The organism is Metallosphaera sp. D4-4 (assembly GCF_046245145.1).
GTDB classification, from domain to species: domain Archaea; phylum Thermoproteota; class Thermoprotei_A; order Sulfolobales; family Sulfolobaceae; genus Metallosphaera; species Metallosphaera sedula.
The window spans coordinates 1,077,149-1,100,197 of the sequence record NZ_CP176412.1; the positions used below are offsets into that span (position 1 = coordinate 1,077,149).

28 protein-coding genes are annotated in these 23,049 nt (G+C 48.9%); 14 read left to right on the top strand and 14 right to left on the bottom strand.

The window, feature by feature from the left end:
• Positions 1–66: 66 nt before the first annotated feature.
• Together ACI49J_RS05870 and ACI49J_RS05875 are read right to left on the bottom strand one after the other, a co-directional pair.
• Positions 67–1,350: an MFS transporter gene (locus ACI49J_RS05870; RefSeq protein WP_240255585.1), complete on the bottom strand. Its 1,284-nt coding sequence runs from the start codon at positions 1,348–1,350 to the stop codon at positions 67–69.
• Positions 1,351–1,549: 199 nt separating this feature from the next.
• On the bottom strand, positions 1,550–1,963 hold the full coding sequence (locus ACI49J_RS05875; RefSeq protein WP_240255583.1) for a nucleotidyltransferase domain-containing protein: 414 nt from the start codon (positions 1,961–1,963) through the stop codon (positions 1,550–1,552).
• A 154-nt stretch (positions 1,964–2,117) separates the two neighbouring features.
• Between ACI49J_RS05875 and ACI49J_RS05880 the strand changes: the two genes are divergently transcribed.
• On the top strand, positions 2,118–3,005 hold the full coding sequence (locus tag ACI49J_RS05880; protein ID WP_240255581.1) for a pirin family protein: 888 nt from the start codon (positions 2,118–2,120) through the stop codon (positions 3,003–3,005).
• A gap of 272 nt (positions 3,006–3,277) precedes the next feature.
• A complete protein-coding gene (locus ACI49J_RS05885) occupies positions 3,278–4,612 on the top strand; it encodes a dihydrolipoyl dehydrogenase (protein WP_240255579.1) in 1,335 nt (444 codons plus the stop codon).
• Between the two features lie 2 nt (positions 4,613–4,614).
• On the opposite strand, the gene ACI49J_RS05890 is transcribed toward ACI49J_RS05885, so the two are convergent.
• From ACI49J_RS05890 to ACI49J_RS05905, 4 genes are all read right to left on the bottom strand, one after another.
• Positions 4,615–4,845: a hypothetical protein gene (locus ACI49J_RS05890; RefSeq protein WP_240255577.1), complete on the bottom strand. Its 231-nt coding sequence runs from the start codon at positions 4,843–4,845 to the stop codon at positions 4,615–4,617.
• Positions 4,829–5,350 carry a hypothetical protein gene (locus ACI49J_RS05895; RefSeq protein ID WP_240255575.1) on the bottom strand — a complete coding sequence of 174 codons (522 nt, stop codon included), beginning with the start codon at positions 5,348–5,350 and terminating at the stop codon, positions 4,829–4,831. The genes ACI49J_RS05890 and ACI49J_RS05895 overlap by 17 nt, the downstream gene beginning before the upstream one ends.
• Positions 5,337–5,567, bottom strand: coding sequence for a hypothetical protein (locus tag ACI49J_RS05900; RefSeq protein WP_240255573.1), 231 nt, complete (start codon positions 5,565–5,567; stop codon positions 5,337–5,339). The genes ACI49J_RS05895 and ACI49J_RS05900 overlap by 14 nt, the downstream gene beginning before the upstream one ends.
• 86 nt (positions 5,568–5,653) lie before the next feature.
• On the bottom strand, positions 5,654–6,016 hold the full coding sequence (locus ACI49J_RS05905; protein WP_240255571.1) for a hypothetical protein: 363 nt from the start codon (positions 6,014–6,016) through the stop codon (positions 5,654–5,656).
• A 606-nt stretch (positions 6,017–6,622) separates the two neighbouring features.
• Between ACI49J_RS05905 and ACI49J_RS05910 the strand changes: the two genes are divergently transcribed.
• The 4 genes from ACI49J_RS05910 to ACI49J_RS05925 all read left to right on the top strand — a co-directional run bounded on the left by ACI49J_RS05910 (position 6,623) and on the right by ACI49J_RS05925 (position 9,600).
• Entirely contained in the window at positions 6,623–7,213 is a 591-nt protein-coding gene (locus ACI49J_RS05910) for a haloacid dehalogenase type II (RefSeq protein ID WP_240255569.1), read from the top strand.
• Between the two features lie 129 nt (positions 7,214–7,342).
• Complete coding sequence (locus ACI49J_RS05915; RefSeq protein ID WP_240255567.1) at positions 7,343–8,029, top strand: DUF929 domain-containing protein; 687 nt, start codon at positions 7,343–7,345, stop codon at positions 8,027–8,029.
• A complete protein-coding gene (locus ACI49J_RS05920; RefSeq protein WP_240255565.1) occupies positions 8,026–8,553 on the top strand; it encodes an adenosylcobinamide amidohydrolase in 528 nt (175 codons plus the stop codon). Before ACI49J_RS05915 ends, ACI49J_RS05920 begins: the two co-directional genes overlap by 4 nt.
• A 177-nt stretch (positions 8,554–8,730) precedes the next feature.
• On the top strand, positions 8,731–9,600 hold the full coding sequence (locus ACI49J_RS05925; RefSeq protein ID WP_240255563.1) for an NAD(P)/FAD-dependent oxidoreductase: 870 nt from the start codon (positions 8,731–8,733) through the stop codon (positions 9,598–9,600).
• A 10-nt stretch (positions 9,601–9,610) separates the two neighbouring features.
• Here the strand turns inward: ACI49J_RS05925 and ACI49J_RS05930 are convergent, their stop codons facing one another.
• Positions 9,611–10,531 (bottom strand): hypothetical protein, encoded by a 921-nt coding sequence (locus tag ACI49J_RS05930; RefSeq protein ID WP_240255561.1) that lies wholly within the window; start codon positions 10,529–10,531, stop codon positions 9,611–9,613.
• Positions 10,532–10,663: 132 nt separating this feature from the next.
• On the opposite strand from ACI49J_RS05930, the gene ACI49J_RS05935 reads away from it, so the two are divergent.
• Both ACI49J_RS05935 and ACI49J_RS05940 read left to right on the top strand, forming a co-directional pair.
• Positions 10,664–11,215 (top strand): Hsp20/alpha crystallin family protein, encoded by a 552-nt coding sequence (locus ACI49J_RS05935; RefSeq protein ID WP_240255559.1) that lies wholly within the window; start codon positions 10,664–10,666, stop codon positions 11,213–11,215.
• A gap of 439 nt (positions 11,216–11,654) precedes the next feature.
• Positions 11,655–12,629, top strand: a complete 975-nt coding sequence (locus ACI49J_RS05940; protein ID WP_240255557.1) for an ATP-binding protein — start codon at positions 11,655–11,657, stop codon at positions 12,627–12,629.
• 4 nt (positions 12,630–12,633) lie between these two features.
• On the opposite strand, the gene ACI49J_RS05945 is transcribed toward ACI49J_RS05940, so the two are convergent.
• On the bottom strand, positions 12,634–12,759 hold the full coding sequence (locus tag ACI49J_RS05945; RefSeq protein ID WP_275692023.1) for a hypothetical protein: 126 nt from the start codon (positions 12,757–12,759) through the stop codon (positions 12,634–12,636).
• A gap of 152 nt (positions 12,760–12,911) precedes the next feature.
• Here ACI49J_RS05945 and ACI49J_RS05950 point away from each other — a divergent pair, with 152 nt between their 5' ends.
• Positions 12,912–13,253, top strand: a complete 342-nt coding sequence (locus ACI49J_RS05950; RefSeq protein WP_240255555.1) for a DsrE family protein — start codon at positions 12,912–12,914, stop codon at positions 13,251–13,253.
• Between the two features lie 222 nt (positions 13,254–13,475).
• Here ACI49J_RS05950 and ACI49J_RS05955 read toward each other — a convergent pair whose 3' ends face one another.
• Together ACI49J_RS05955 and ACI49J_RS05960 are read right to left on the bottom strand one after the other, a co-directional pair.
• Positions 13,476–14,582 (bottom strand): cation:proton antiporter, encoded by a 1,107-nt coding sequence (locus ACI49J_RS05955; protein ID WP_409366471.1) that lies wholly within the window; start codon positions 14,580–14,582, stop codon positions 13,476–13,478.
• Positions 14,583–14,713: 131 nt separating this feature from the next.
• A complete protein-coding gene (locus ACI49J_RS05960; RefSeq protein WP_240255551.1) occupies positions 14,714–15,412 on the bottom strand; it encodes a class II glutamine amidotransferase in 699 nt (232 codons plus the stop codon).
• 286 nt (positions 15,413–15,698) lie between these two features.
• Here ACI49J_RS05960 and ACI49J_RS05965 point away from each other — a divergent pair, with 286 nt between their 5' ends.
• Positions 15,699–16,385 carry a peroxiredoxin gene (locus ACI49J_RS05965; RefSeq protein ID WP_240255675.1) on the top strand — a complete coding sequence of 229 codons (687 nt, stop codon included), beginning with the start codon at positions 15,699–15,701 and terminating at the stop codon, positions 16,383–16,385.
• A gap of 361 nt (positions 16,386–16,746) precedes the next feature.
• Complete coding sequence (locus tag ACI49J_RS05970) at positions 16,747–17,400, top strand: GNAT family N-acetyltransferase (RefSeq protein WP_318551964.1); 654 nt, start codon at positions 16,747–16,749, stop codon at positions 17,398–17,400.
• 64 nt (positions 17,401–17,464) lie between these two features.
• Here ACI49J_RS05970 and ACI49J_RS05975 read toward each other — a convergent pair whose 3' ends face one another.
• The 3 genes from ACI49J_RS05975 to ACI49J_RS05985 are packed head-to-tail and all read right to left on the bottom strand — an operon-like array spanning position 17,465 to position 19,855.
• Entirely contained in the window at positions 17,465–18,352 is an 888-nt protein-coding gene (locus ACI49J_RS05975) for a hypothetical protein (RefSeq protein WP_240255546.1), read from the bottom strand.
• A gap of 4 nt (positions 18,353–18,356) precedes the next feature.
• On the bottom strand, positions 18,357–19,049 hold the full coding sequence (locus ACI49J_RS05980) for a lycopene cyclase domain-containing protein (RefSeq protein ID WP_240255544.1): 693 nt from the start codon (positions 19,047–19,049) through the stop codon (positions 18,357–18,359).
• A complete protein-coding gene (locus ACI49J_RS05985) occupies positions 19,004–19,855 on the bottom strand; it encodes a phytoene/squalene synthase family protein (protein WP_240255542.1) in 852 nt (283 codons plus the stop codon). Before ACI49J_RS05985 ends, ACI49J_RS05980 begins: the two co-directional genes overlap by 46 nt.
• Before the next feature lie 128 nt (positions 19,856–19,983).
• On the opposite strand from ACI49J_RS05985, the gene ACI49J_RS05990 reads away from it, so the two are divergent.
• From ACI49J_RS05990 to ACI49J_RS06000, 3 genes are all read left to right on the top strand, one after another.
• A complete protein-coding gene (locus tag ACI49J_RS05990; protein ID WP_240255540.1) occupies positions 19,984–20,457 on the top strand; it encodes a porin in 474 nt (157 codons plus the stop codon).
• 1 nt (position 20,458) lies between these two features.
• Positions 20,459–21,841 (top strand): phytoene desaturase family protein, encoded by a 1,383-nt coding sequence (locus tag ACI49J_RS05995; RefSeq protein WP_240255538.1) that lies wholly within the window; start codon positions 20,459–20,461, stop codon positions 21,839–21,841.
• 63 nt (positions 21,842–21,904) lie between these two features.
• On the top strand, positions 21,905–22,810 hold the full coding sequence (locus tag ACI49J_RS06000) for an alpha/beta hydrolase (RefSeq protein ID WP_240255536.1): 906 nt from the start codon (positions 21,905–21,907) through the stop codon (positions 22,808–22,810).
• Here the strand turns inward: ACI49J_RS06000 and ACI49J_RS06005 are convergent.
• A complete protein-coding gene (locus tag ACI49J_RS06005; RefSeq protein ID WP_240255534.1) occupies positions 22,766–23,029 on the bottom strand; it encodes a hypothetical protein in 264 nt (87 codons plus the stop codon). The genes ACI49J_RS06000 and ACI49J_RS06005 overlap by 45 nt on opposite strands.
• Between the last annotated feature and the right edge of the window lie 20 nt (positions 23,030–23,049).

Below are 23,049 nucleotides of genomic sequence, written 5' to 3' on the forward strand. Positions count from 1 at the left end.
TTAGGCCCTTGACGGGCCAACGCTACGCGACTTCATGTTCCTTCATCCTTAACCTGAACGCCTTCATCATGTACTCGGGTTTCTCCCTTTCACCTCCTTTAGCCCAAGGGAGATCTCCTCTAGTTCCTTTCTCTTAGTTTCCCTCAGCAGGAGTGCCAATATGAATGCGATAGCCGACGTTACAGAGAACAGAATCAGGGAGTTAGAGAGACCAAGGACCTTTACCATGCTAGGGAAAAACACGACTCCTAGAACAGCTCCTATCCTGCTCACTGCTGTCGCAAATCCTTGAGCGGAAGACCTAACTGGGGTAGGGAAGAGTTCAGCGGGGTAAAAGAGTGTGACTGCGCCAGCCCACTGCTCCATTGCCACGAAGACCGCAAAGTATGGCACCAAAACAACCCCGGTAAGCCTCAGGATACCTCCCACAGCCAGGAGGAGTGCCATCACGCCTAGTCCGGATAGAAGAACAGCTCTCCTTCCCAGCGAATCTATGGCGACCTCCGCCAGGATATAGCCGAGGATTGCCCCCACTGCGATTATCATGGTGGCGTAAATCACCTCGTAGTTGGAGGGTAAAGAGAACTCCCTAAATATTGCTGGGTAGTAAAGTCCTATACCGTACGACGCAACGTCAAACAAGAACCAGATTGCTGAGACTAGGAGGAGGTATGGAAGTAATCTCATCCTAAACAGGTCAAGGAAACCTGTAACTCCCTTGTTCTCCTCCTCTTGAGTTGGGATTCCGTCTCCCTTCAGTTTACCCTTGCTTATTAACCATCTGGGTGACTCTGGGAGAGAGAACCTGGCTACTATGACTGGGATGGATAGAAGGGCCCCAAACGCGAAGGAATACCTCCAGAAATAGTCACCCGTGGGAAGGAAGACCAGGTTCACAACAGCAGAGAGCAGTGTTCCTACCCAATACATGGACACTGCCCCCACGAGGTACCTTCCCCTCGACCTTGAGGGGGAGTATTCAGCCATGAGGGAACTACTTAGGGGGTAATCTCCACCTATGCCAACCCCCAGGAGTAGCCTAGATAGGAACATTTCCAGGAAGTTCTGGGACAGGGCGGAGGTTATGGCGAAGACCGTGAAGATTACTAGATCTAACCCCATGAGCCTTTTCCTCCCCATCTTGTCGGAGAGTAACCCGAGTAGGACTGAACCGAGTATCATTCCCATGAGCGAGGCAGAGCTAACGAGTCCCTCCTGTAATGGGGTAAGATGAAGTTCCTTCGGAAGGAACAGAAGCGCGAAGGATATCACCGAGAGATCATATCCGTCAAGGAGGAACCCTGCGGAGGAGATGAAGAAGGATTTTAGTTTTCCAGGAGGACTGGACACAGTCTCCTCTTCCAGTTGTCACTTAAATTCTTTCACTTCCAGGTAGCTCCGCGTATTTCAGTAGACCTGAGAACGAGGTCTTAACCAGGCCTTTCTAGTTGTTATGGATTGCCGTCTGGTCTTCCCAGCTTAGATCATGACCGCGAGGGACGAGCTTCAAGATTGTTAGTCACATCCTCAACTGTTCTAAGCAACTTATCTAGGACTGCCATCGCCTCATGATCGCCCTTCCAGCATTTTCCAGTATCTGCAACTTCTTTAGATCTATGAGGAAGTCCTCGCAGATTGACGCTATCCTATGCATTCTATCGTAATCTTCCATGTATAGGATCAAGGAGTCGCTGAAGACCTCATGAACCAGGAAGCAATCGGAATTGTCTGATATCATGACTAGATCCACCCTATCATCATCAAGGTAATCCCTCAGGGATGCGAGGAGAGAGGAATAAGCTTCCAGACTCTTCCTCTTAAACTCCACGGCTATATCAACGTCGTTTCCCCGACCGCGCTTGGCCAGTGACCCAAAGAGGATTGCGTAGTATACGTCAAAGTCCCTCCAGTTGAAGGCCCTCAACCTGTCTAAGTAACGCGAAAGTTCAAGCGGTTCTGGCATATGGGGAGAAGTGCGATTCTGACTAATTAGCTCTGCTTCCGTGAGGGAACAGGATCTAAAAACCAGCAACAGTTAACACGCCGTCTCGCCTCACTCAAGATAGACTTGCCCAAGTTGAAGCAAGTTTAAATACTTTACTTGGTAAAGTTAGTTTATGATTAGAAAAGTCTCATACATGTTAGAGGGAAAGGAGACTAGGGATGGAGCTGGGGTAAAGCTTTACAGGGTCTTTGGTGGACCTCACACGTACTCCCTGACTGACCCCTTCCTTCTTCTAGACTTCTTCGGTTCAGATAGGGTTGAGGACTACATTGCAGGGTTTCCGTGGCATCCCCACAGGGGTATTGAGACCCTCACCTACTTGATCCAGGGCAAGGTGGAACATGAGGATAGCACTGGGGGTAAGGGCGTCCTCTATCCAGGGGATGCACAGTGGATGACTGCCGGGAGCGGAATATTCCATCAGGAAATGCCTAAACCCCTGGGAGAGGAGGACGTGCTTCACGCCACAGTACTGAACACGATGAATAAGGGATTACAGCTGTGGATAAACCTTCCGAGGAACATGAAAATGACCGACCCTGTATACAGAGACGCAAGGAGAGGAGACATACCAGAGGTCAAGATAGACGGTGGGAGGGTTAAGATCATCACGGGTGAGTATGATGGGGTGGAGGGCCCCGTTAGGGTGACTAGTCCCGTGGATCCTACCTACTACGAGGTCAAGCTGGAACCCGAGAAGGAGTTCAAGGCCAAGGTAAAGAGAGGTTACACTGTCCTTGCCTTCGTGGTTGAGGGAAGTGCCAAGATGGATGATTCCGTGACCTTGTCTGAAGGCCACCTCGCGATCTACGATGATGGGGACGAGGTTCAGATCTCCACGAGAAAGGGGGCCCACGTCATCGTCCTGTCTGGGAGGCCAATCAATGAGCCCATAGCGTGGTACGGACCCATTGTGATGAACACGGAGGAGGAGCTAACCCAGGCCCTCCTAGACTTGAGAAGAGGCACATTCGTGAAGAAGACCCCCATCACCCAGTGAAACCTGAGGAGTCTAGGATATGGGTGTGACCTGAACCTCGTTAGTAGCTTAAAAAACCTAGGTAGAGCCGTTCAGATTTCCACAAAAGATTCTCTTGAACTTTCAAGTCGGATCTAGGTTGCTACATTCACTTTACGTGGGGAGATGGGACGCTGAATAAAATAATTCGTCTCATCAAGACTAAAACCCAAATCTTCAAAACCTCCATAAAAACGCTTCCCCTCATTATTCACAGTAAATAAAGATTTAACTGTTTTAATACATGTAATCCCATGACTGATTTCGATGCCATAATCCTGGGAGGAGGTGGCGCAGGTTACACCACAGCCTTCGAGCTCTCAAGGGGCGGAATGAAGGTCCTCATGCTCGACCCAAAGGGCGTTCTAGGGGGAAATTGTCTTTACGAAGGTTGCATACCCTCTAAGACCTACTGGTATGGAGCGCGACAACTCGAAACTGCAAAGAGAGTTCCCTTCATGAAGACAGAGATTTCCTTCCCCAAGCTCGTGGACTGGAAGGATCAGGTACAGGAGAGGAGGTTCAGGCAACATGACAACGAAATTAGGGAACACGAGAGCTTAACCTTCTTAGCTAAGTCTGGAATCATGGTGGATCAATACCACGTGAAGGTGGAGGATAGAATCTACAGCACTAAGTATCTGGTGATAGCCACCGGAGCCGATCCCGTAGTTCCAAAGGGATATGAGGCCGGAATAACCACTCACGATCTCCTTATGCCGAAGACCAGGATAAGGGAAGTGCCCAGGAAGTTCGCAATTGTGGGTGGAGGATACATAGGTGTGGAGATGGCCTCAATCTTCGCGAGACTAGGTTCGGAGGTCACTCTCTTCGCCTCCCACCTCATTAAGGAGGTGTCCCAAGAGGTTCAGAGTCTACTGGAAAGGGAGCTGATCAATGCCGGGGTCAAGATAGTCAAGGAAAGGAGTACAGGGGTTCTGAAGGAGAGTGGGAAAGCTGTCCTCACTGAAAAGGGAAAATATCAGGGCTTCGACGAGGTTCTAGTAGCTGTGGGAAGAAGACCCAATACATCCTCTGTGAACGGAATACCCCTTGGAAAGAAGGGGGAGATTGAGACTACCCCTGGAATGAGGAGCGCCATCGACAACATTTACGCCCCAGGCGACGTGAACGGTAAGTTCATGTTGTTCCACGTGGCCGTTCTAGAGGGATGGGTAACTGCCCAGAACATCCTGGAGGGTAACAGGGAAGTTGTGGAGATGGACTACAACGCTGTCCCCTTCGCGGTCTACACTTTTCCACAAGTGGCATGGGTAGGACTCTGGAAGGAACAGGCTATCGCCAGGGGATTTGATGTGGAGACTAGGAGATACGACCTCTCCCTGGACTCAAGGGCACAGATAGATGGCTTCGCCGAGGGATGGATGGAGGTTGTAATAGAGAGAGGGAGTCAGAGGATCCTCGGGGCACAGGTTGTGGGGGAGGACGCAGACATGTTAATCGGGGAACTGGCACTTGCCGTGGGAGAGAGATTGACCAGTTACGAGCTAGCTAGGATAAGCCAACCACACCCCACGCAACTGGAACAGATCACGTCCTTGATGAGGAGAGTCAGGAGGGCCAGCTAGTCTCACGACATATCAACTATGTTTGCCTTCTCCTTTGCGAAATAGAGAAACTCATCCACAGACATATCAGCAATCCTCGACGCTCCCCTGAAATCTCCGCTGTCAACGTAGTACTCGAGGGCAATTCTCAGCTTAGGTGGGAGGGACTTGATGAAGTCCCAGTCCGCGGATTTTCTCCTCATCTCGCGGGCCTCCTCAGCAAATCTAATTATCTTCTCATACTTCGATTCCATATCTTCTTATCAGCTCCCGAGTATATGTGTGTTTAGTCATGGTCATGTAATTTTGTACTTCTGACTTAAAATCAATTATACCCTTCTTGCTGAGATTATATAAGACGTCTATTCCCCTCAACGCTCTCACGCCTTGATAGTCCTCCATGATCTCAAGAGCCGAGAACACTCCCCCGTTCTCTGTGAGCACGTCTAATGATAATTCTTTACCTAGAACTACACATACAGCTTCGGGATAGTCGGCGCTCCTAACGGGTAGCTCTCTAGTTCTATCCACTACGAGTAAGGCCTTGTTCCTGACGCCTGCGTTTTCCTCCAGGACCTTTACTCTTCCATTTGACATCCAGGTGGAGATCCAGATTAGTGGCAACTCGGTTCTTATCTCGTTCAATACACTTTCGGCAATAAATACGATATCGTAATATTTGAACAGAAGATCCCTTTTATCATATTTAGTCCAGTCAATTATGAAGGAAGTATCCGCAATGGCTTTAGTCGACTGCAATAATCCCAGCCTTTATCCTCAACTCGTTAAATTCATCCACCGCCATCCCCGCAAGCTTAGCTCCATTGTAGATATCCCCAGTCTCCACATAGTACTCGAGGGCAATTCTCAGCTTAGGTGGGAGGGACTTGATGAAGTCCCAGTCCGCGGATTTTCTCCTCATCTCGCGGGCCTCCCTCTCCTGCTCAATTTTCCTCCTCAGCCACTCCTTGTCCATACAGAAGACTCGGTTATAAGATATAAAAGGTTTTGAGGGAGTGGTTATTCATCTGGATCCATCGTGATCAAGTTTAGAGGCTTCGCCTAGTGCCCCTTAACCCTCTCCAACATGGCTTGAAGGCTCGAGTATATGACCTCCCCCATGGTTACAGGGCGGAACTCCTCGAAGATTCCTTGCCCTTCCCTCCCCACAACCATCTCGACTCCGTTCCTCTTCAAAATTGAGTATGAGGGATAGCATAAGGAACCGTGAGCTGCTATAACCCTGTTTGCTCCGAGCCTCACGCATTCCTTGGCCACCGCAGGCCTTTTCATAGGGGAGTGAAGAGCTGGATTCTCCTCCCTTACCATCACCTCCTTGTTCTTGTCATCAAGGAGGATCAAGAACTTCCCTCTTGAGAATACCTTTATTCTATCTTGGTCGTCCACGACAGTACAAATTTTCATAAGTATGAAAAGAACTAGAGGGTAAAAACCTTGATGTAAAGAAATTTACACGGGATGTCGAGATCGTCCCTTGGGGTGAAACCTTCTGGCCTGGTGTGGAAAAGCGAGATTGGTTAAATCTCCACCAGGTTCTGTGAGGACGTGGAAGTTGTAGTCTATGCAGTAGAGAGCCACGGCTCGTGTGTAAGGACTGCTCCATAACGGAGTTGCTCACTCAATGAAGAAGGGTTACTCGTACTCGCAAAGGGCAAAACTAACAGGGTGTTAGGTTACTAACAGAGTGTTAGTTATTCACCTCAATCTTGCTCCTTAAGTATATGAAGAACCTGTTTGGTAGGAGGAACTAACCCTGCTTTTTCGACCAGTCAGCTTCATTCTACCAGGTAACTCGTCCTCCTCATGAGTATTAGAGTGACTAAAAAAGTCAGTTCTGAATGTTTTCTTAAACAGGGTCGAACACCTGCACACCTTTAACGAGGTCAAAGCCTGTAAAGGAAAATTGGGTAGGAGATACTGTCAATCCTGAATGATAAAGGGAGAGGTTTAAAGCTCCTAGACCCCTCACGGATAATTCAAGGTTTTTAACCTTGATTGATACTTCTAGCCATGAGACTCATACTTGCCTTCGACGTCTTCGGAACTCTTCTCGATACCTCCAGCTTTCCCCAGGAGATAAGGAGGAAACAGCTGGAACTCACGTGGGTTTACACTGTCATGGAAAAGTTTGTTCCCTTCAGGGAGATCACCAGGCAGGCCATAAGAGACTACCTTCTCGTGAACGAGGGGAAAGAGGAGGAGTTGATGAACGCGTGGTTGAACCTAAAGGCGTATCCCGACGTGAAGTTCTTGGGGGACATCTCAGCATTGGCTGACGTCTTTGCCCTAAGTAACGGATCGGTAGAGGAAGTGGAAGAACACCTGAGGAGAAACGGGATCCTAGGGTTCTTCAAGGGGATAGTGAGCGCCGAGGAAGTGAGGGCATACAAGCCCTCGCCTAGGGTCTATAAACACTTCATGGAGAGCGTGGGTTACCCAGCGTTCCTGGTATCCTCGAACTGGTTTGATCTCATGGGGGCTAGAAATGCGGGAATGGGTACCATATACCTTAACAGGAGAATGGAGAAGCTCGCCCTAGAAGTTGATGTAATTGCAAGGGATCTGGAGAAACTCGCGCAATACCTGAGAGAGAAGGCTTGACAACTGGAGGCATCTCAGGACTGAACCCGCGTTAGTGACATGAGACTAACTTTCAGATCTAGTTGCGAATCGCTCCTTCACCCCACTCAGGACATCAACCATTTTATTTCTTCCAGCGACACTCAGTTCATGAATCAGAAAATCATCGTCGCAGGAATCTCCGCAGTGATAGCGCTCATCCTTATCCTTGGTTCCCTCCCCGTGTACGGAGTACCCCTTGACGCGCCATTCAAGGTTTCGTCACAACAACTCACGACTCAAACTTGCGTCCTTTTCATATCCTGGTACGGATGCCCCTACGGTGCAACGGACAGCTGGCCCCTTTACCTTGCCATGTCCCACTACGGCAAGCTCAGCGTGATCCCAAACCATTCTGATCCACTAGACGAATATCCCAATACTTCAGGTTTAATTTTCCTGAACTTCACACCAAATTCAACAGTGAGATTTAAGGTAATTTACCTATACAACGAGTACCTTAACGCCTCAGCCAACGGTACACCACTCAGCAATTACGTTAATTACGGTCTTCAGGTGATAAGGCAGGAGGCCCCCTGGGCCTATCCACTCGTGGAGAAGTACGAGGTTCAGAGCCCTGCCTCGGGAGAGTTCTTTAGGCCAGCGGTTGATCTGGGAAGCCCCTCGCATATACCCTCAACTATCATCATTTCAGGGGGTAAGGGAACCTACATGATAATAGGTTATGTCTATTCTCCCTCCGACATATCTGGGTATTCCCCCTCACAGCTCATGATGAACCTCACCAATATACAACCTATCGTGAGCTCGTCGCAGGAAATTGAGGGATTGCTGTGATCAAGATAGTACACCTCTCGTTAGATCGAGAGTACCTTGTGTTGACTTCTGCCCTCTACCCTGAGGGGGTGGGATTCGCCCGGGGGCTATGTGCAATCTTTGTGGATAAGAGCTACTGTAACCAGGATCCGTGGAGCGACGTGAAAGCCCTGTGCCGAAGGGATGAGGTTGCCTTCATTACCGCAGCAACCTCTTATTCCTTCGAGGACAGACCTTGGGGGAAACTTTACGTTAGCGCTGGGATAGGTGAGAGCGGTGAGGACGCTGGATGCACGATCAACGTGGGTGTATTCGTGAAGGAGGGTCTCAATCTGAATGGACTAGTGGATCTGGTGAGAACGGTGACTGAGGCTAAGTCTGGGGCCTTAAGGGATCTGGGCCTCAACCTAACAGGGACCGTAAGTGATGCGGTCGCTGTGGGTAGTGTCGTGGGGGAGGGATACTTTGCGGGGCCTGGAACGAAGTTGGGAAAGGAGATTGCCATGGATGTGAGGACAAGGATCGTCAAGTTGTTGAGATCGTAACAAGGATCGTGTACGAGGTTCCCATCCACGAGTAACGTGACCGACCTACCACCAAATCCAACTGGTTAACCAGGACCTTCGTCCTCCTCATCACTCCTCCACGCTTAGCACGTCTAAACCGCTCAGCCTCGATTTCCCTTCATAAAACCATTTTTACCATCTAGACTACTCTCTCCCATGAAAGTCGGGATCGTGGGAGCTGGACCCGCAGGCCTATTCCTTGCCCAAAAGCTCGGAGAGGATGCAGTAGTCTACGAAAGGGAGAGGAGGTTAGGTGTCAAACCCTGTAGCTGGGTCGTCCTGTCCTCCATCGAGGATCTGATAACCCAGGATGAGATCCTATTCAAGATAACGGGCTACAGGATCTTCCTTGACAACAAGCTAATTCACGAGGTTCACTCCAAGGAGCCCTTCGCCTACATAATTGACAAACCAAGGTTCCTTGAGAGACTCTCTGAGGGAGTTGAGATTAAGTGGGAGAGGGGAGTCATCAAGGGAGATGAGATTAACGGGGTAAAGTACGACGTCATCGTGGACGCTCGCGGATATCAGGCCCTGTCTCAGGACACGGTCCTTGCGACTCAGTACGACACGACGTATCACGCAGAGGAGAATGTGTTGAACTCTTATTTTTACTCGGACTTCGTGGGATATGGTTGGGTTTTCCCTGGACCTCACGGGGCAAGGATTGGGATTGGCGGAGAGGCACCCTTCCACGTGTTGAGGGAAAGGCTGAACTCCATCCTAGCGGGGGAGAAGGTAGGTTACGGAGTTGCGAGGATCTCCATGGGTGGTCTTAGGCAGGGAAACTTTGTGGGGGAGGCTGGAGGTGCTGTCTTCCCAATCACGGGGGAGGGGATAAGGCCTTCTCTCATGCATGCTGAACTCATGTACAGAAAGCTCGTGGGTGAAGACGTGGATGTGAGGAACTCAAGTCTCTTCAGGATCATGAACGCTCACCTCAAGGTGGTGGAGGAGGCTAGGAAAAGCGAGAGACCTGGGGAGTACGTGAGCAGGGTATTCATGGGGACCCTGAGGCCTGGCTAACCAGTTGCCCCTACTCAAGGTTCTCCACAACCACGATACCAGGTTCCACGCGGATCCTTTTCTCTCCTCCCCTGTTAATCACGAGATCCCCTGGCCTGAGGATCAGGAAAGTTCCAGTCCTCCTCTCGAAGGAGTCAAGGAGTACTCCATTAACCTTGACTGGTCCCCAGCTAACGGGACCTTCACTCTCTCTCAGGTACTTGAGGAAGGACTCCAGGTTCTCCTTCACCTTCCTAGCCCTCACCTGGGCAAGAATGTGGAGAACGTCCAGCGGTCTCTCCACTTCCCTCTCTATGTGCTCCTCGTCCTCAGAAATGTGCTCGTCAGGATCCAACTTTCCGTATCCCTCTACGTACTCAACCCCATTTTTCCCGGCAATACGAAGTATCTCAGCCTCCACCTCCCTGAACTTCTCCTCGAGTTTGTCCACTCCCTCTGGGTTTCTATCTAGTATGCGGTACATCTCCATGTAATTCCTCGATAGGAAAGTCAGCTCCTCGACCTCCTTGTCGTGGAGGGAGTTCACGAAACTCTGATACACGTGTTCGGTCTCACTGAGGTTCCTAAGGTACATGTAATCCCTGGCCTCAAACTGAATTAGTTCCTTGTCTAGGATGTAACTCCTCAATTCCGACTCATCCCTGAAGCTCTTGACCACCTTCACGACTAGGTCTAAGACACCTATGGAAATACCGTCCTGAAATTGGTAGGGCTCATGATAGAGGTAGTTGATGCCTAGGCACTTCCTCACGTCTACGCAGTTCTTATGCACCTCTAGAACGTAAACGATCCCCTGATCTTGACCAATGACGAAGTCCCTGAGACGGTCAATGGTCTCCACGTAGGTGAAGCCCTGAGCCTCGTAGGTCCTCTCGGCTAGGGCCATGGCCATCTCATATCTGTTTTCGTGAAACTTATCGAGAAAATTCATGTAGGTAGAGTTGACCACCAAGTAATAAGTGTGGGGGATACACTCGACTTCAGTAACGCGAATTGTATCGTTTTTAGGGGAGTCTACCCACCATAAAGACATGTTTTTAAATTCCCAATTCAACTCTCATTCATGTTCGGATTCGGAAGAAAGAAGGACAAGAAGAAACAGGACGAAAGCAATGAGGACACTCGGCCGGTGGACATAGAGAATAGTGGACCTGCATACTCACCGTTTGCTGACTTCGATGAGATCTTCAATCAGTTTCTCAAGATGCAAGAGGAAATGCTTAAACAGCTCATGGAAAACGGCGAGGTTAGGACATACACCAGGAGAGTGACCGTTGGCCCCGATGGTCAACCAAGGGTAGAGGAATATGTTAACGGCGTTCCAGTTTCTGAGCTTAAGGAGAAGGACGTGGAGCCCCCAGAGGGAGATTTCGAGGTCGTGGAGAGCGGTGACAAGGTCATTGTTACCATGGAAATCCCAGGAGTGAGGAAGGAGGACATCCAGGTGTCTCTCAAGAATAAGGTTAAGTTGCTGGTTGAGTGGAACGGGAAAAAGAGGGAAATATCACTTCCAGGACCAGTGGAACCGATGTCGGTTAAGCTCAACAATGGTGTTCTAGTCTGCACCTTCAGAAAGGCATACAAGGATAAGGTTGATAAGCTTCAGATAGAGTAATTTTTAGTTCTGCCTACGAGTAAGATTAGTATTAGAAATTACCTCATCACATAGTGAGAGTTGTCCAGGGGCTTATCTAACTCTAAAGAGTATCTTTGCAACACGTCTGACATCAAGGAGTATCAAGGTGACGTGAGGCAGATCGAGGACCACATCTCTTCCATCACGAAAACGATCAGCTCCAGCCCCCTTGGAGGAAGGTAATGTAGGGGAAATTTTTAAGAGGGTGAGCAGGGTAGTGGGCTACTTTTCAAGGAGCTTGAAAGGAATATACAGACCTAAACCCTGCTCCCTAACTTGATCTAAGATAAGGACCGTGGAGCTATCACGTCTACAAAGTTTAAACTCTTCAACAAGTACCCCTATTAGTTACTAATAGGGGTAGAACCCAATCTAAACTCGCGAAATATTTAATGTAGTACCCCTATTAGTTACTAATATGGCATGCTCGCTCTTTGATCCCTATCCTAAGGATAGTAGGGAGAATTTCTTTGATCGTGAGAACCTCATAAATGAGATTGAGAAGCTAGTAGATGCGAAGTTTTGGCCACTCCTCATTGGTCCCAAGAGGGTAGGAAAGACCTCAATTGTGAAGATAGTCGTCAGGGAATTGGACGGAATCTACCTCGATGCGACTGGTGTCAATTCCTTGAAACAACTTGGAGGTCAACTTATGTCACAAATGGAGAGCCTCAAATTGACCTTCGACATTAAGGTATTACGCCTTGAGCTAGAGAAGAGACCTGTGCTCACTCTCGAGAGGCTTCTCTCCTCCTTGGGAGATAGGGTTATTGGTATTGACGAGATTCAGAATATAGCCACTCCTTGGCTTTCATCGGTTCTTTCAACAGCGTATAACACTGCAAGGGTGAGGTTCATCTTCACGGGTTCCATGATAGGACTATCAAAGATCTTGACGGGCGGAGGAAAGCTGATGGGTAGGCCCATACTTGAGAAGGAGGTCTCACCCATGAGCGTGGAGGAGAGCATTCAATTTCTCGAGGAGGGGAAGAGGCGTTGCAAACTTGAGTTGACTAGGGCGGAAATGGAAGACGTGGCCCTAAACTACCAAGGTATTACTGGATGGTTAACATATTATGGTAACCTGAGGAGTATTGGGTACGACCACGAGATGGCGAAGTCAGAAGTTAGCAAGATAGCGCTCAGAGTAGTCAAGGGGGAGTATGAGAGGTTGGGAGAGGTGGAGAGGGCAGTCTTGAAGGCTCTTACTCTTCTGAACCATCCAGACTGGAAAAGCCTCAAGAAGGTCACCGAGGCCCTCCTGGGAAGGGAGATTAAGGACTGGAGCTTCTCACATGCCTTGAAACAACTGGTCAATGCTAGGATAGTGAGAAAGGTAAACGACCACTATGAGCTCGTGGATCCCATGTACAAGGAATTACTGAAGACGTGATAGACTAGTAGAAAGCGGCAGTTCCATAGTTTCTCTTCGTTATTACAGGATCTATGTACCATACATCCAGGTCTTGATGTGGCCCTACCTGGGCTAAGATAAAAAGGTAGGCCAATTCTAGTTTTGACATTGGAGTTCATCTCGTCTCGGAAATTGACCCAGATCGAGGCTAAGTCTATCTCAGCGTCGTGCTGTAGAAACATTTCATCAACTCCCTCTATCCTTCCCTAAAAGGTGTTTAACAAAGAAAAACTTAAAATTGTTAAAACATTTTTTAACTTCATGGCCAAATTCCTACTTGTGGTAAAATCGCAAGATCAGCTAAACGTGAATACTGCCGTCAACGTTGCCAACGGCCTCAAGACAATGGGCGCAGAGGACGTGAAAATGGTATTCCTAGGACCTGGAATAACTGCGTTGGACAGGAAAAGCAAGCTTTCTGAAATAGTTAACAAAAACGTCGACGCGCTAAAGAAGAATTCGGTGAAGGTTTACGCCTGTGAAATGGCCATGAAAAACTACAATGTGAGCAAGGAGGAACTGGTATACACGGATGAGGTTAGCAGAGGGGCTGACATCATCGTCAAGTTCGCTAACGAGGGATACACGATATTAACCTTTTAACGAAAGTCTCGGCTAAGATAGAATTTTTCCTAAGTTCACTCCACAGCTAGCTAGGCAATCACGTTCAAACCACGTCACTAAATCCGTAAGTTGTCAGCTCACTGACAAAGTCTTATAAATAAGTTGTCAGTAGAAAATCAAGCGGAGAGCCTGAACAAAACCAATCCATGGTGGTTTTACGATAATTTAGTGTCATCAGGGCCTACTCTAGGTTAATTCTCTTCACGATTCCTCCCTCAACCAATGGGCCATACCCTTGAAAAATGAGGCGCCAATTACAGTGGTTAGGATTGCCATGAAAACTAGGGCACCGAACTCGTTCTGATTGAGCGCGTTATAGCTTAGTCCTATGGATCCCACAACCAGCCCAGTCTCCCCCCTTGGAACCATGGCCAAGGATACGGCTAACGCGCTCCTCCACTTCCTCAATCCCAGGTAGGCAAAGGGTAAAACTCCTAATATCTTGAAAATCACAGCAATCACCGTGAGCTCCAATGCCATTAACCAGAAATTGGTAATGCCTGACAGATTAACCTGAAGTCCCACTACCACGAAGAAGGCACTTCCGAACACTGCAAGAAGAACGTCAATTATTTGCCTAACCCTCTCCCTTTTCACGCTCTCAGCCATGGCCACTCCTGCAATGAATGCGGAAATTACGGGCGAGAAGTTTAGGGCAGTCATGATTGCGGTTAACCCAAATATAACTAGCATGGAGAACTCCTCAATGTATACCTCGTTTAACCTGTTAGCGATCACGGGAATAACCCTCACGGCAACCACGAATATCACGATCCACGCGACAATATAATAGATCACCAGCGTCGCTATGGACTTGACAGATGTTGCCCCGGCCAAGGTTCCCAGTACCACTGAGAGCAAGATTAGGTCCACAACGTCATCGGATGACGCCATGGACATGAGTAGATCCACCCCTTTGCCTTTCAGCCCAAGTTCAGAAATGATAGAACCAGCAGAGGCTAAGCTTGTGGCGCCTATGGCAGTTCCGAGGATGAGCGATGTGTCAAACCCTGTCCCCTTAAAGGCTAGTATCCCCACTAGGGCTGGAAAGAGTGCACCTACAGTTGCCCCCAGGAATCCAAACGCTCCCGCTGACCTGATCGCTGAGACTCCATGCTCCAGCCCTGAGGAGAAGATCAGGAGGATCATGGAAAACTCGGATAGGAAAAGGAGATATTGGTTCAAGGAGAACAGATCTAGGTTGAGGATGTGATCCAGTAGACCTCCCACAGCGAAGGGACTTAACACCATTCCCGCTATGATCTCGCCAACAATGGAGGGAACGAACTTTCGAAGAGATGTTCTCATGAGCTCAGCAAAGAAGATGAGTATTGAGATCTCCAGGAGAACTAGGGTTATATCCACGGAAGGCTGTTCGTTGATGGGAATATAAGGTTAACCAAGATGCCCCGGTCACGCCACATTCACAGATCCAGATTTCATGTCTCATGGATCTCAAGAAGTTTTCCCTTCTCTGCAACCCTCGAGGTTCTACAACCCACCTTGCTCAGGGATGAGGACGTAACGAATCCACTTCCTACGTAAAGATCGTAATAGGGATCGTTTGAGTTTGCCCAGTTAAAATAGTAGAGCTTGGCCCGGGAGAGTGGGGATCCAACACCACGGGGGATCTGAAGAATCAGAAGGTTTAGCGCTGACTTAGTGTAGGGAATTAAGTCTCCCACGCTAGCAATCCCCTTCATTGAGATATACTTCGCAACGAGCTCCGAGTCAACTACGCCCTCAATCCCCATTCCCACCTCCCTGGCTAGCGATAGATCTACGCTTCCATTATGGGCCAGGTAGATCACCTCCCTGTCATTTGATTCTTGGTAGGGGTGAGAGTACATCGAGGACACCAGGGAAGGGTCGCTGGCCTTCCTGGCGTGAATAATCACCATCATTTTTCCTGAAAGCGAATCAACTAGATTAATGAGCGTACTTCTCTCTGAGGGCTCAAAGATGGGCCTTGAGCTTCTATGATGAATTAACTTGTCCTCAGTGAGTGCAACCATCCCCCACCCGTGCGGGTGAGACCATCCCTTGAGGGGGTCGTCTTCGGCAGCCTTAACCAGACAATCGGCTAACTCCCTGAGCGTTGCCCTGTCACTCCCGCGGTATGCGACCATCCTGCACATGGGGAGATATTGAAAACTAGTTGATTTAAATATTACTTCAATGGCGATGCTTTATGAATCATTTAGACGTTACATGTTGATTCAAACTTCATGGACGCGCTTAACCCGCATCGAGGGAAAGCCTCTTCATTTTCTATTTGTGAAGTTGGCTCACGAATATCAGGGAGCTTGTTTTCCCGTTTTCATCACATATTTTCAACGAGGTTCACCAACTGTATCTAGTTGTGTTTAGAAGTTTACTTTAAATAAGAGTAACTCTAAATTACACTTAGGTGAAAAAATGGAGATGAGCGAGAGAATACCTCTCATAGGTGAAAAGTTCCCTGAACTCGAGGTAGATACAACCCAGGGTAGGATTAAGTTACCCGACGCTTTCTCAGGCAAGTGGTTCGTAATCTTCTCCCACCCCGGCGATTTCACTCCGGTTTGTACGACAGAGTTTGTTAGCTTCGCCAAGAGATATCAGGAATTCAAGAACCTTAACACGGAGCTGATTGGACTCTCCGTGGACAGCAACATTAGCCATATCGAATGGGTTAACTGGATCGAGCAAAACCTGAAGGTGGAGATCCCGTTCCCCATCATAGCTGACCCCATGGGTAACGTTGCGAAGAAGTTGGGAATGTTGCATGCAGAGTCCTCAACAGCTACCGTGAGGGCAGTCTTCATAGTGGATCCCAAGGGCATAGTGAGACTGATCATGTATTATCCGCTAGAAATAGGAAGAAATATAAGCGAAATACTGAGGAGCATTAAGGCATTACAACTAGTGGACAAGACTGGTAACGTGATACCTGCAAACTGGCCCAACAACGAGATAATTGGTGATAACGTGCTCAACCCTCCACCTAGAACAGTTAAGGACTCCAGGCTGAGGCTACAACAGTTCAAGGGTTTCGCGTGGTGGTTAACCTATAAGGAAGTGGACAAGAAGGAGGTCGAGGAGGCAAAGAAGCTATTGTCTCAGAGCTGAACACGTGATTAGAGCAGAATAAAGTAAAATTGGTATTTTTAATACTATAAGACTAAGACGTGAAGTTGCCTATATCATTAATATAAGGTTACATACCCTATTTTGATCGTCTCTTAACTTCATGTATAAATGGTGAGTATGAATCATTCAGAAGATCGTGGTGGTAATGTAAAAACACGACTCCTTCTTATTTGAGCCAAGCGCCTCCAGTGTTCAGGGCGGATCCAACATCTATGCTTTCGAATAATGACTTAATACAACGTTGTTATTACTTGTATTCACTATGTACTCATATAGTACCCTTAACGAACTTACTCAAGATGTCAAGAATAGGATAAGCAGTCTTTATGCCAAAGATCCGTTGACTTACGCCTACCCCTACTACGATCTAATTACTCCAGAGGAAGCCGTGAGGACATCCCTGATCATGGATAAGGATTCCATGGTACTTATTTGGAAAGGCCTTGGAAGAAACGATATCTTGATCTACGGAGATGCGGTAAAACTGATCCCTGACGTGGAGGTACACAATATTCAAACGTATAACCTTGAGAATGTTGATCTCATCTCAAGTAGGTTTCCATGGCTCAAGGCCACGAGATATATTGACATGGTATGTGAATCTCCAGAGCCTAGCGCAGTTGTGACTAGGTTGAGAGATGAGGATCTGGACATGCTTGTCAAGGTCAGGGAAATCTCCACGGGAATGATTTCATACGAGAGAGCCAATAGGTTGATAGGGAAAACCTTTGGAGTCAAGATAGATGGTAAACTAGTTTCCATTGGAAGTTTCCTAGTTAAGTTGCCGGAGGTATGGATCATAGGAGGAGTCTTCACATTGCCAGAGTATAGAGGAAGGGGTTACGCGGGAGAGATAGTAAAGACAATGGCGTGGGAGGTTAGAAGGAACGGAGCTATTCCCCTGTTACATGTTAGGGAAGATAACATTCCTGCCATAAGATCTTACTCCAGAGTTGGATGCAGGGAGATAAGGAGAAGATGGTGGTTAATCTGAGTTTCCCGTCAGTCCTTCAAGTTTTGGGAAGGATCACGGTAAGATGGTACATCTAGCCTCAGTTCTAGATAGGTAACAATCCCTTCTCCAGGAGGTAGTTTAGGTATATCTCGTTTACAAAGGTCCTAACGAACCTAGCTTCACCGAATCCCAGGCTAGCCCCCCTTTCCTCGTCAATCTTGTACTTGATCACTGTGTATCTCAGGGTCATGGAGAGCACAAGGTCCTCATGCGAGTTTATGAAGGTCTCGTCCAGGGGACTCCTCCTGGGCCTTATTACAGCGAAACTCCCAGCGTTCAAAACCCTGATGCTCTTCCCCGCAACCTTGGCCATGGGCCCCACCATGCTCTCTATCATTGTGACGTACCTTATCCCCAGCTTCTCCCTAAAGGCTAGGAGCTCACCATAAACCTTGGCTGGGGGCATACGGAACATCTTCCCAAAGACGCCCATCCCCTTGATGAACCAGGACTTGGGCTCCATGAGAAGTACGGGATATGTGTGGTAACTGCTCGGAGAGGCCATGACTAGTTCGGCGTTAGATACGGTACTTAACTGATCCTTGAGTTTACTCACGCCCTCCACTCTGGTTAGATCGTCATTCGAGATCACCACCCACTTGGGGTCATAACTTAGCGCAAGGTTCACGCCCACGTTCACACTCCTCGCGTAATTGAATAGGGGACCGTTGCTCTCCACGAAGACGAGGTGAAGACCAGCGAAATGTGACCTAGTTCTCCTCGCGAGTTCCCCTGAGGCATTTGCCGTGGGAACCACAACGATTACTTCCTTGTCCCCCTCCACCTCCACAAACCTCATGTTTGCGCTAGGTCTCTCCCTCATCCACTTGATGATATCCTCCCTAGAGAACCTTGAGTATATCGTCTTCACGTCCTCTGGGGAACCCCTGAACAGCCTCTCAATTTCCTCCGTGATTGTCACGCCGGGCATCCAATCACCTCACCGTGTTCTGTGTCCCGAGAAAGTGCCTGTAAAAGAGGGTGTACAGGGTTAACATGGAGAAGGAGTACATGAAATCCTCCACGGGGATAGTGATTACCCTTACCCCGAGTATGCTACCGGGACCATACTCCACCACAGGGAGAGCGGTCAAGAAGAAATCGAAAACCATGAAGGGGACATAACTCAACCCCATAAATTTCCAGAAGTTTAGGGACTCGAGCATTCCCTTGTCCATTACCCAGGTCAGGATTAGTCCCATTCCCAGATACAACAAATCCATAAAGGTGTAGGAGTGGTCCATGAAGAGGGGTGATGACAAGATTGAGAGTACCCCCACCACGACCCCCATCCAGGAGCCCCACTTCACCCTCCTGTCCGGCTTTCCCCTAAGGAAGTCATAAATCATAATCGTAGCAAACGGAGTTACTACGAAGAACAGAACCTCCTCCACGGGCAAGTTATACACGTACACTCCCAACACGTACGAGGGATTGAAGGCCCACGAATCTCTGTAGGTAGCAAGGAAGTCCCAGAACAGGTAGAGGGGAGCCACAACCAGAATCGACTTGAGAAGTGCCAGGTAGTTCCTCCCGCCCATCCACAGGGATATTGCCAGGGTCGGGAAGAACATCATGGAGTCTATCTCAGAGTAGGCAAACCTACCAATGAGGAAAGGGATCTCCATAGATACACACCCACAGAGTTCTTCATGACTGAGAGAACTATCTTCCTTTTCCTGGGCTTAACCTTCCTAGAGAGGACAATGCAGGGAGAGGCCCTTATGGTTAGCCCTGTCCACTTATACATTTCCGAGGCCGTCTTGATCGGTATCAGATACCTGTTGGGTATGAACCTATAACCCCTCTCTGCCTCCCTCTCGAAATCCAGGTATCTCTCCACCTGAAACCTCATGAATTCCTTGAAACCGTCGGTGCACTGGAGCCCCTCAACGCCAAATCTCTCCATGTCCTCGACTGGTAAGTACTGCCTCCCCAGGTACTCATCCTCCTTGACATCCCTGATAAAGTTCAGGTACTGCATGCTCCGTCCAAGCATTTTAGCGTAGGGTTCAGCCTCCTTAGGAAGATCCAAGATCTTCATCATGAAGAGGCCTATAACCTCAGCCGAGCCATACATGTACCCCAGCGTCTCCCCTAGGGTGTAATACACCCTCTTGTGAAGGTCAGTCTCCATGGCGTTCAGGAAAGCATCGACCCACTCCTCGTCGAAGTCCTTCCTCCTCATGAGCTCCACAAAGTTCTCGAGAACCACATTCCCCGTGTTATACCCATCCCTCTCCTTCTCATAAAACCTCCTCAACGCGTAGAACTCCTCCCTCCTCTGTGGGACGCTGTCCACTAGGTCGTCAAAGACCCTCACAAAGGCGTAAAGCTTCGTCACGTCTTCCCTGATCTTGGGTGGAAAGAACAGGGTACTGTTATAATAAGTGGTGCTGCCCCGCTTGAAAATCTCATCAAGTTGTTTGTTCAAGTTGTATCACGTTAAACCCTGTTAAACAAGCTTAATGCATTTGTAAGAAACTCTTTAACTGAAGACTATAGGGAACTGAAAGAAGAAGTCTAATTCATTTTTAAAAGGGGTAGATCGTCTACACATTCATGATTATGGAAAATATTCTAGAGTATGCGGGCGTCTTCCTCGCCACATTTGTGGGAATGGAGTTTGTGGCCAGGGGAATGCACAAATACGTGATGCACGGGTTTATGTGGTCGGTCCACCAGGATCATCACAGGGAGAGGCAGGCAGAGATAGAGAAGAACGATCTGTTCGGGCTCCTGTTTGCAGGAGTTGCGATTCTCCTGATATTCCAGGGTATTCTTCACGGGAACCTTCTAGCACTAAGTGCAGGATTAGGTTTAACAGGTTATGGGGTGGCCTACTTCTTCGTGCATGACATGATCATTCATGATAGGCATCTTCACCTCAGGAGTTGGGGAATGAGGCACAGTCCCTTCAGGGAATTAATCCTGGTTCACGAGGTTCACCACGCCGAGGGCGAGGGGAATTGGGGCTTCCTGTTCGTGATAAGGGGTCTTGATAAGATACCTCCAGAGATTCAGGTGAAGAAGTGACATGAGGGCAGTTATAGTGGGTGGAGGGATTGGCGGACTCTCCACGGCCCTCCTCCTCAAGGGAAAGTTTGAGGAAGTGACTGTAATAGAGAAGAACTCCAGTGTGGGAGGCAGGGCGAGATCATTCAAGGCAGGAGAATTCAAGTTTGACATGGGACCTTCCTGGTATCTAATGCCCGAGGTCTTCGAGAGGTTCTTCCATGAGGTAGGCGAGAGTCCCCATCCCGTGATTGAGGTCAATCCCCTAGTGCGGGTGGAGAATGGCAAACTGGGGGAGAAAGGCGAATCCATAACCTTCCACGAGATCACAGAGGAAATGGAGGGTTACCTAAAGGACACGGGTTTCATGTATGAGGTTGCCCTTAGAAAGTTCCTAAACAAGGAGATGACCTACCTTGACTTTCTGGACAAGGAGATCCTCTCAAATCTCGGGAGGATTCCCCTGTGGGAGAGCCTAGATAAGTTCAACTCAAGGTACTTCAACACCGACCTCATGAGGAAGGCCATGGGTTTCTCATCCGTTTTCCTGGGTGGTTCTCCCTTCAATACTCCTGCCGTGTACGCCATGGTAAATTACGCGATTTACGGTAAGGGCGTGTATTACCCGAAGGGTGGGTTTGAGGGATATGTGGATAAACTGTATCAGGCGTGTAGGAGGGCGGGCGTTGAGTTCAGGCTAAACTCTCCCGTCACGAAGGTGAAGGTTGACGGGAACAGGGTTAAGTCAGTGGTCACGCCCTCAGGCGAGGTTGAGGGCGACGTTTTCGTGTTTAACATGGATTACCACTACGCTGATACCCTGTTACCTGAGGAGTTTCAGGTTGAAAGGGAGTGGTGGAGGAAGAGGCTGGCTCCCTCTGCAATCCTAGGTTATCTTGGAGTTGAGGGCGAGGTAAACTTGCCACATCACACGGTGGTCGTGAACGGGGATTGGAGAGACCACTTCAACTCCCTGGAGGAGAGGAGATTGCCCACCCCCGAGAACATGTCCTACTATGTGAGTTACAGGAGAGCTACGGATGAGAACCTCCTTGGGAGGGACCTTGAGATCCTGATACCAGTGGCTCCAGGTACCAGAACGAACCCAGAGTTAGTGAGAGTGGCACTGAGGGACCTTGAGATCAAGACCGGTAGTAAGATACAGGTCAAGTACTCGAGGATTTATGGTCCCGAGGACTTCGTGAGCGATTACAACGCGTATCAGGGGACTGCCTTTGGGTTATCCCACACCCTGAACCAGACAGGTCCCTTCAGGTTACCCATGAGGAACAGGAAACTCAGGAACATGTATTACGTGGGCCAATATACCCAACCTGGAATAGGAGTTCCCATAGTTACACTCTCGGCCTTGCTAGTCAGGGATAAGATACTGAAGGAGTTGTGACGAGCTCGTCTCCACTCCAGTTTTTGGGACAGTTGTTATTAACTGGGTATGCCCACTATTAATATGCCCCTACACCCAGAGGTAAAGAAATTACTTTCCCAGTTACCTCCCCAGGACCTATCCAAAAACGTGCAGGAGCTGAGGAAGGCCTGGAACTTAGCCTTCTCAGGGAGGAGGGAGAACCTGGAGAGGGTTGAGGACATTGAGATACCCACCAGAGATGCACGGATAAGGGCCAGGGTCTACGTCCCCTCCAGCAGGGAAAACTTACCCGTCCTCGTTTACTATCACGGCGGTGGCTTCGTGTTCGGTAGCGTTGACAGCTACGACGGCCTCACATCTTTGATTGCCAAGGAATCCGGGATCGCGGTTGTCTCCGTGGAGTATAGGCTTGCCCCAGAGCACAAGTTTCCCACCGCAGTTAACGATTCGTGGGATGCGCTTCTCTGGATCGCGGAGAACGGAGGCAAGCTAGGGCTTGACACCTCGAGACTTGCCGTGGCTGGGGATAGTGCTGGAGGAAACCTGTCTGCCGTGGTGTCCCTCCTGGACAGGGACCAGGGGAAGGGACTGGTTAGTTATCAGGTCCTAATCTACCCAGCAGTGAACATGGTCGATAACTCCCCATCCGTCAGGGAGTACGGCGAGGGATACTTCCTCACCAGGTCCATGATGAACTGGTTCGGGACCATGTACTTCTCCTCTGGAAGGGAAGCGGTATCTCCCTATGCCTCTCCAGCCTTGGCTGACCTACATAACCTCCCACCCTCACTAGTAATCACTGCAGAGTATGATCCCCTAAGGGATCAGGGAGAGACCTACTCTCACTCCCTAAACGAGGCTGGAAACGTGTCAACCTTGGTTAGATATCAAGGAATGATTCACGGCTTCCTGTCCTTCTACGAGTGGATAACTGCCGGTAAACTAGCCATTCACCACATTGCTGGGGTTCTGAGATCTGTCCTTTAGCCTGCCCTTACACATGTCCTCTATCACAGACATCATTGCTACCAACACCAGGGTTTGAGTATCTATACTCTCGTCGTAGGACGCGTTCTGAAAGTACCTTATCCTCCTCTTGGTCTCCGCAAGCACGTCCTCAAGGTATCCAGTCCTCTGCGATATCCTCTCCAACTCTGAGATGAACCTATCTACCGATCCCGTATACGACGGAATTGTTCTTCCCATGGCATAATTTCCTCTTCCCG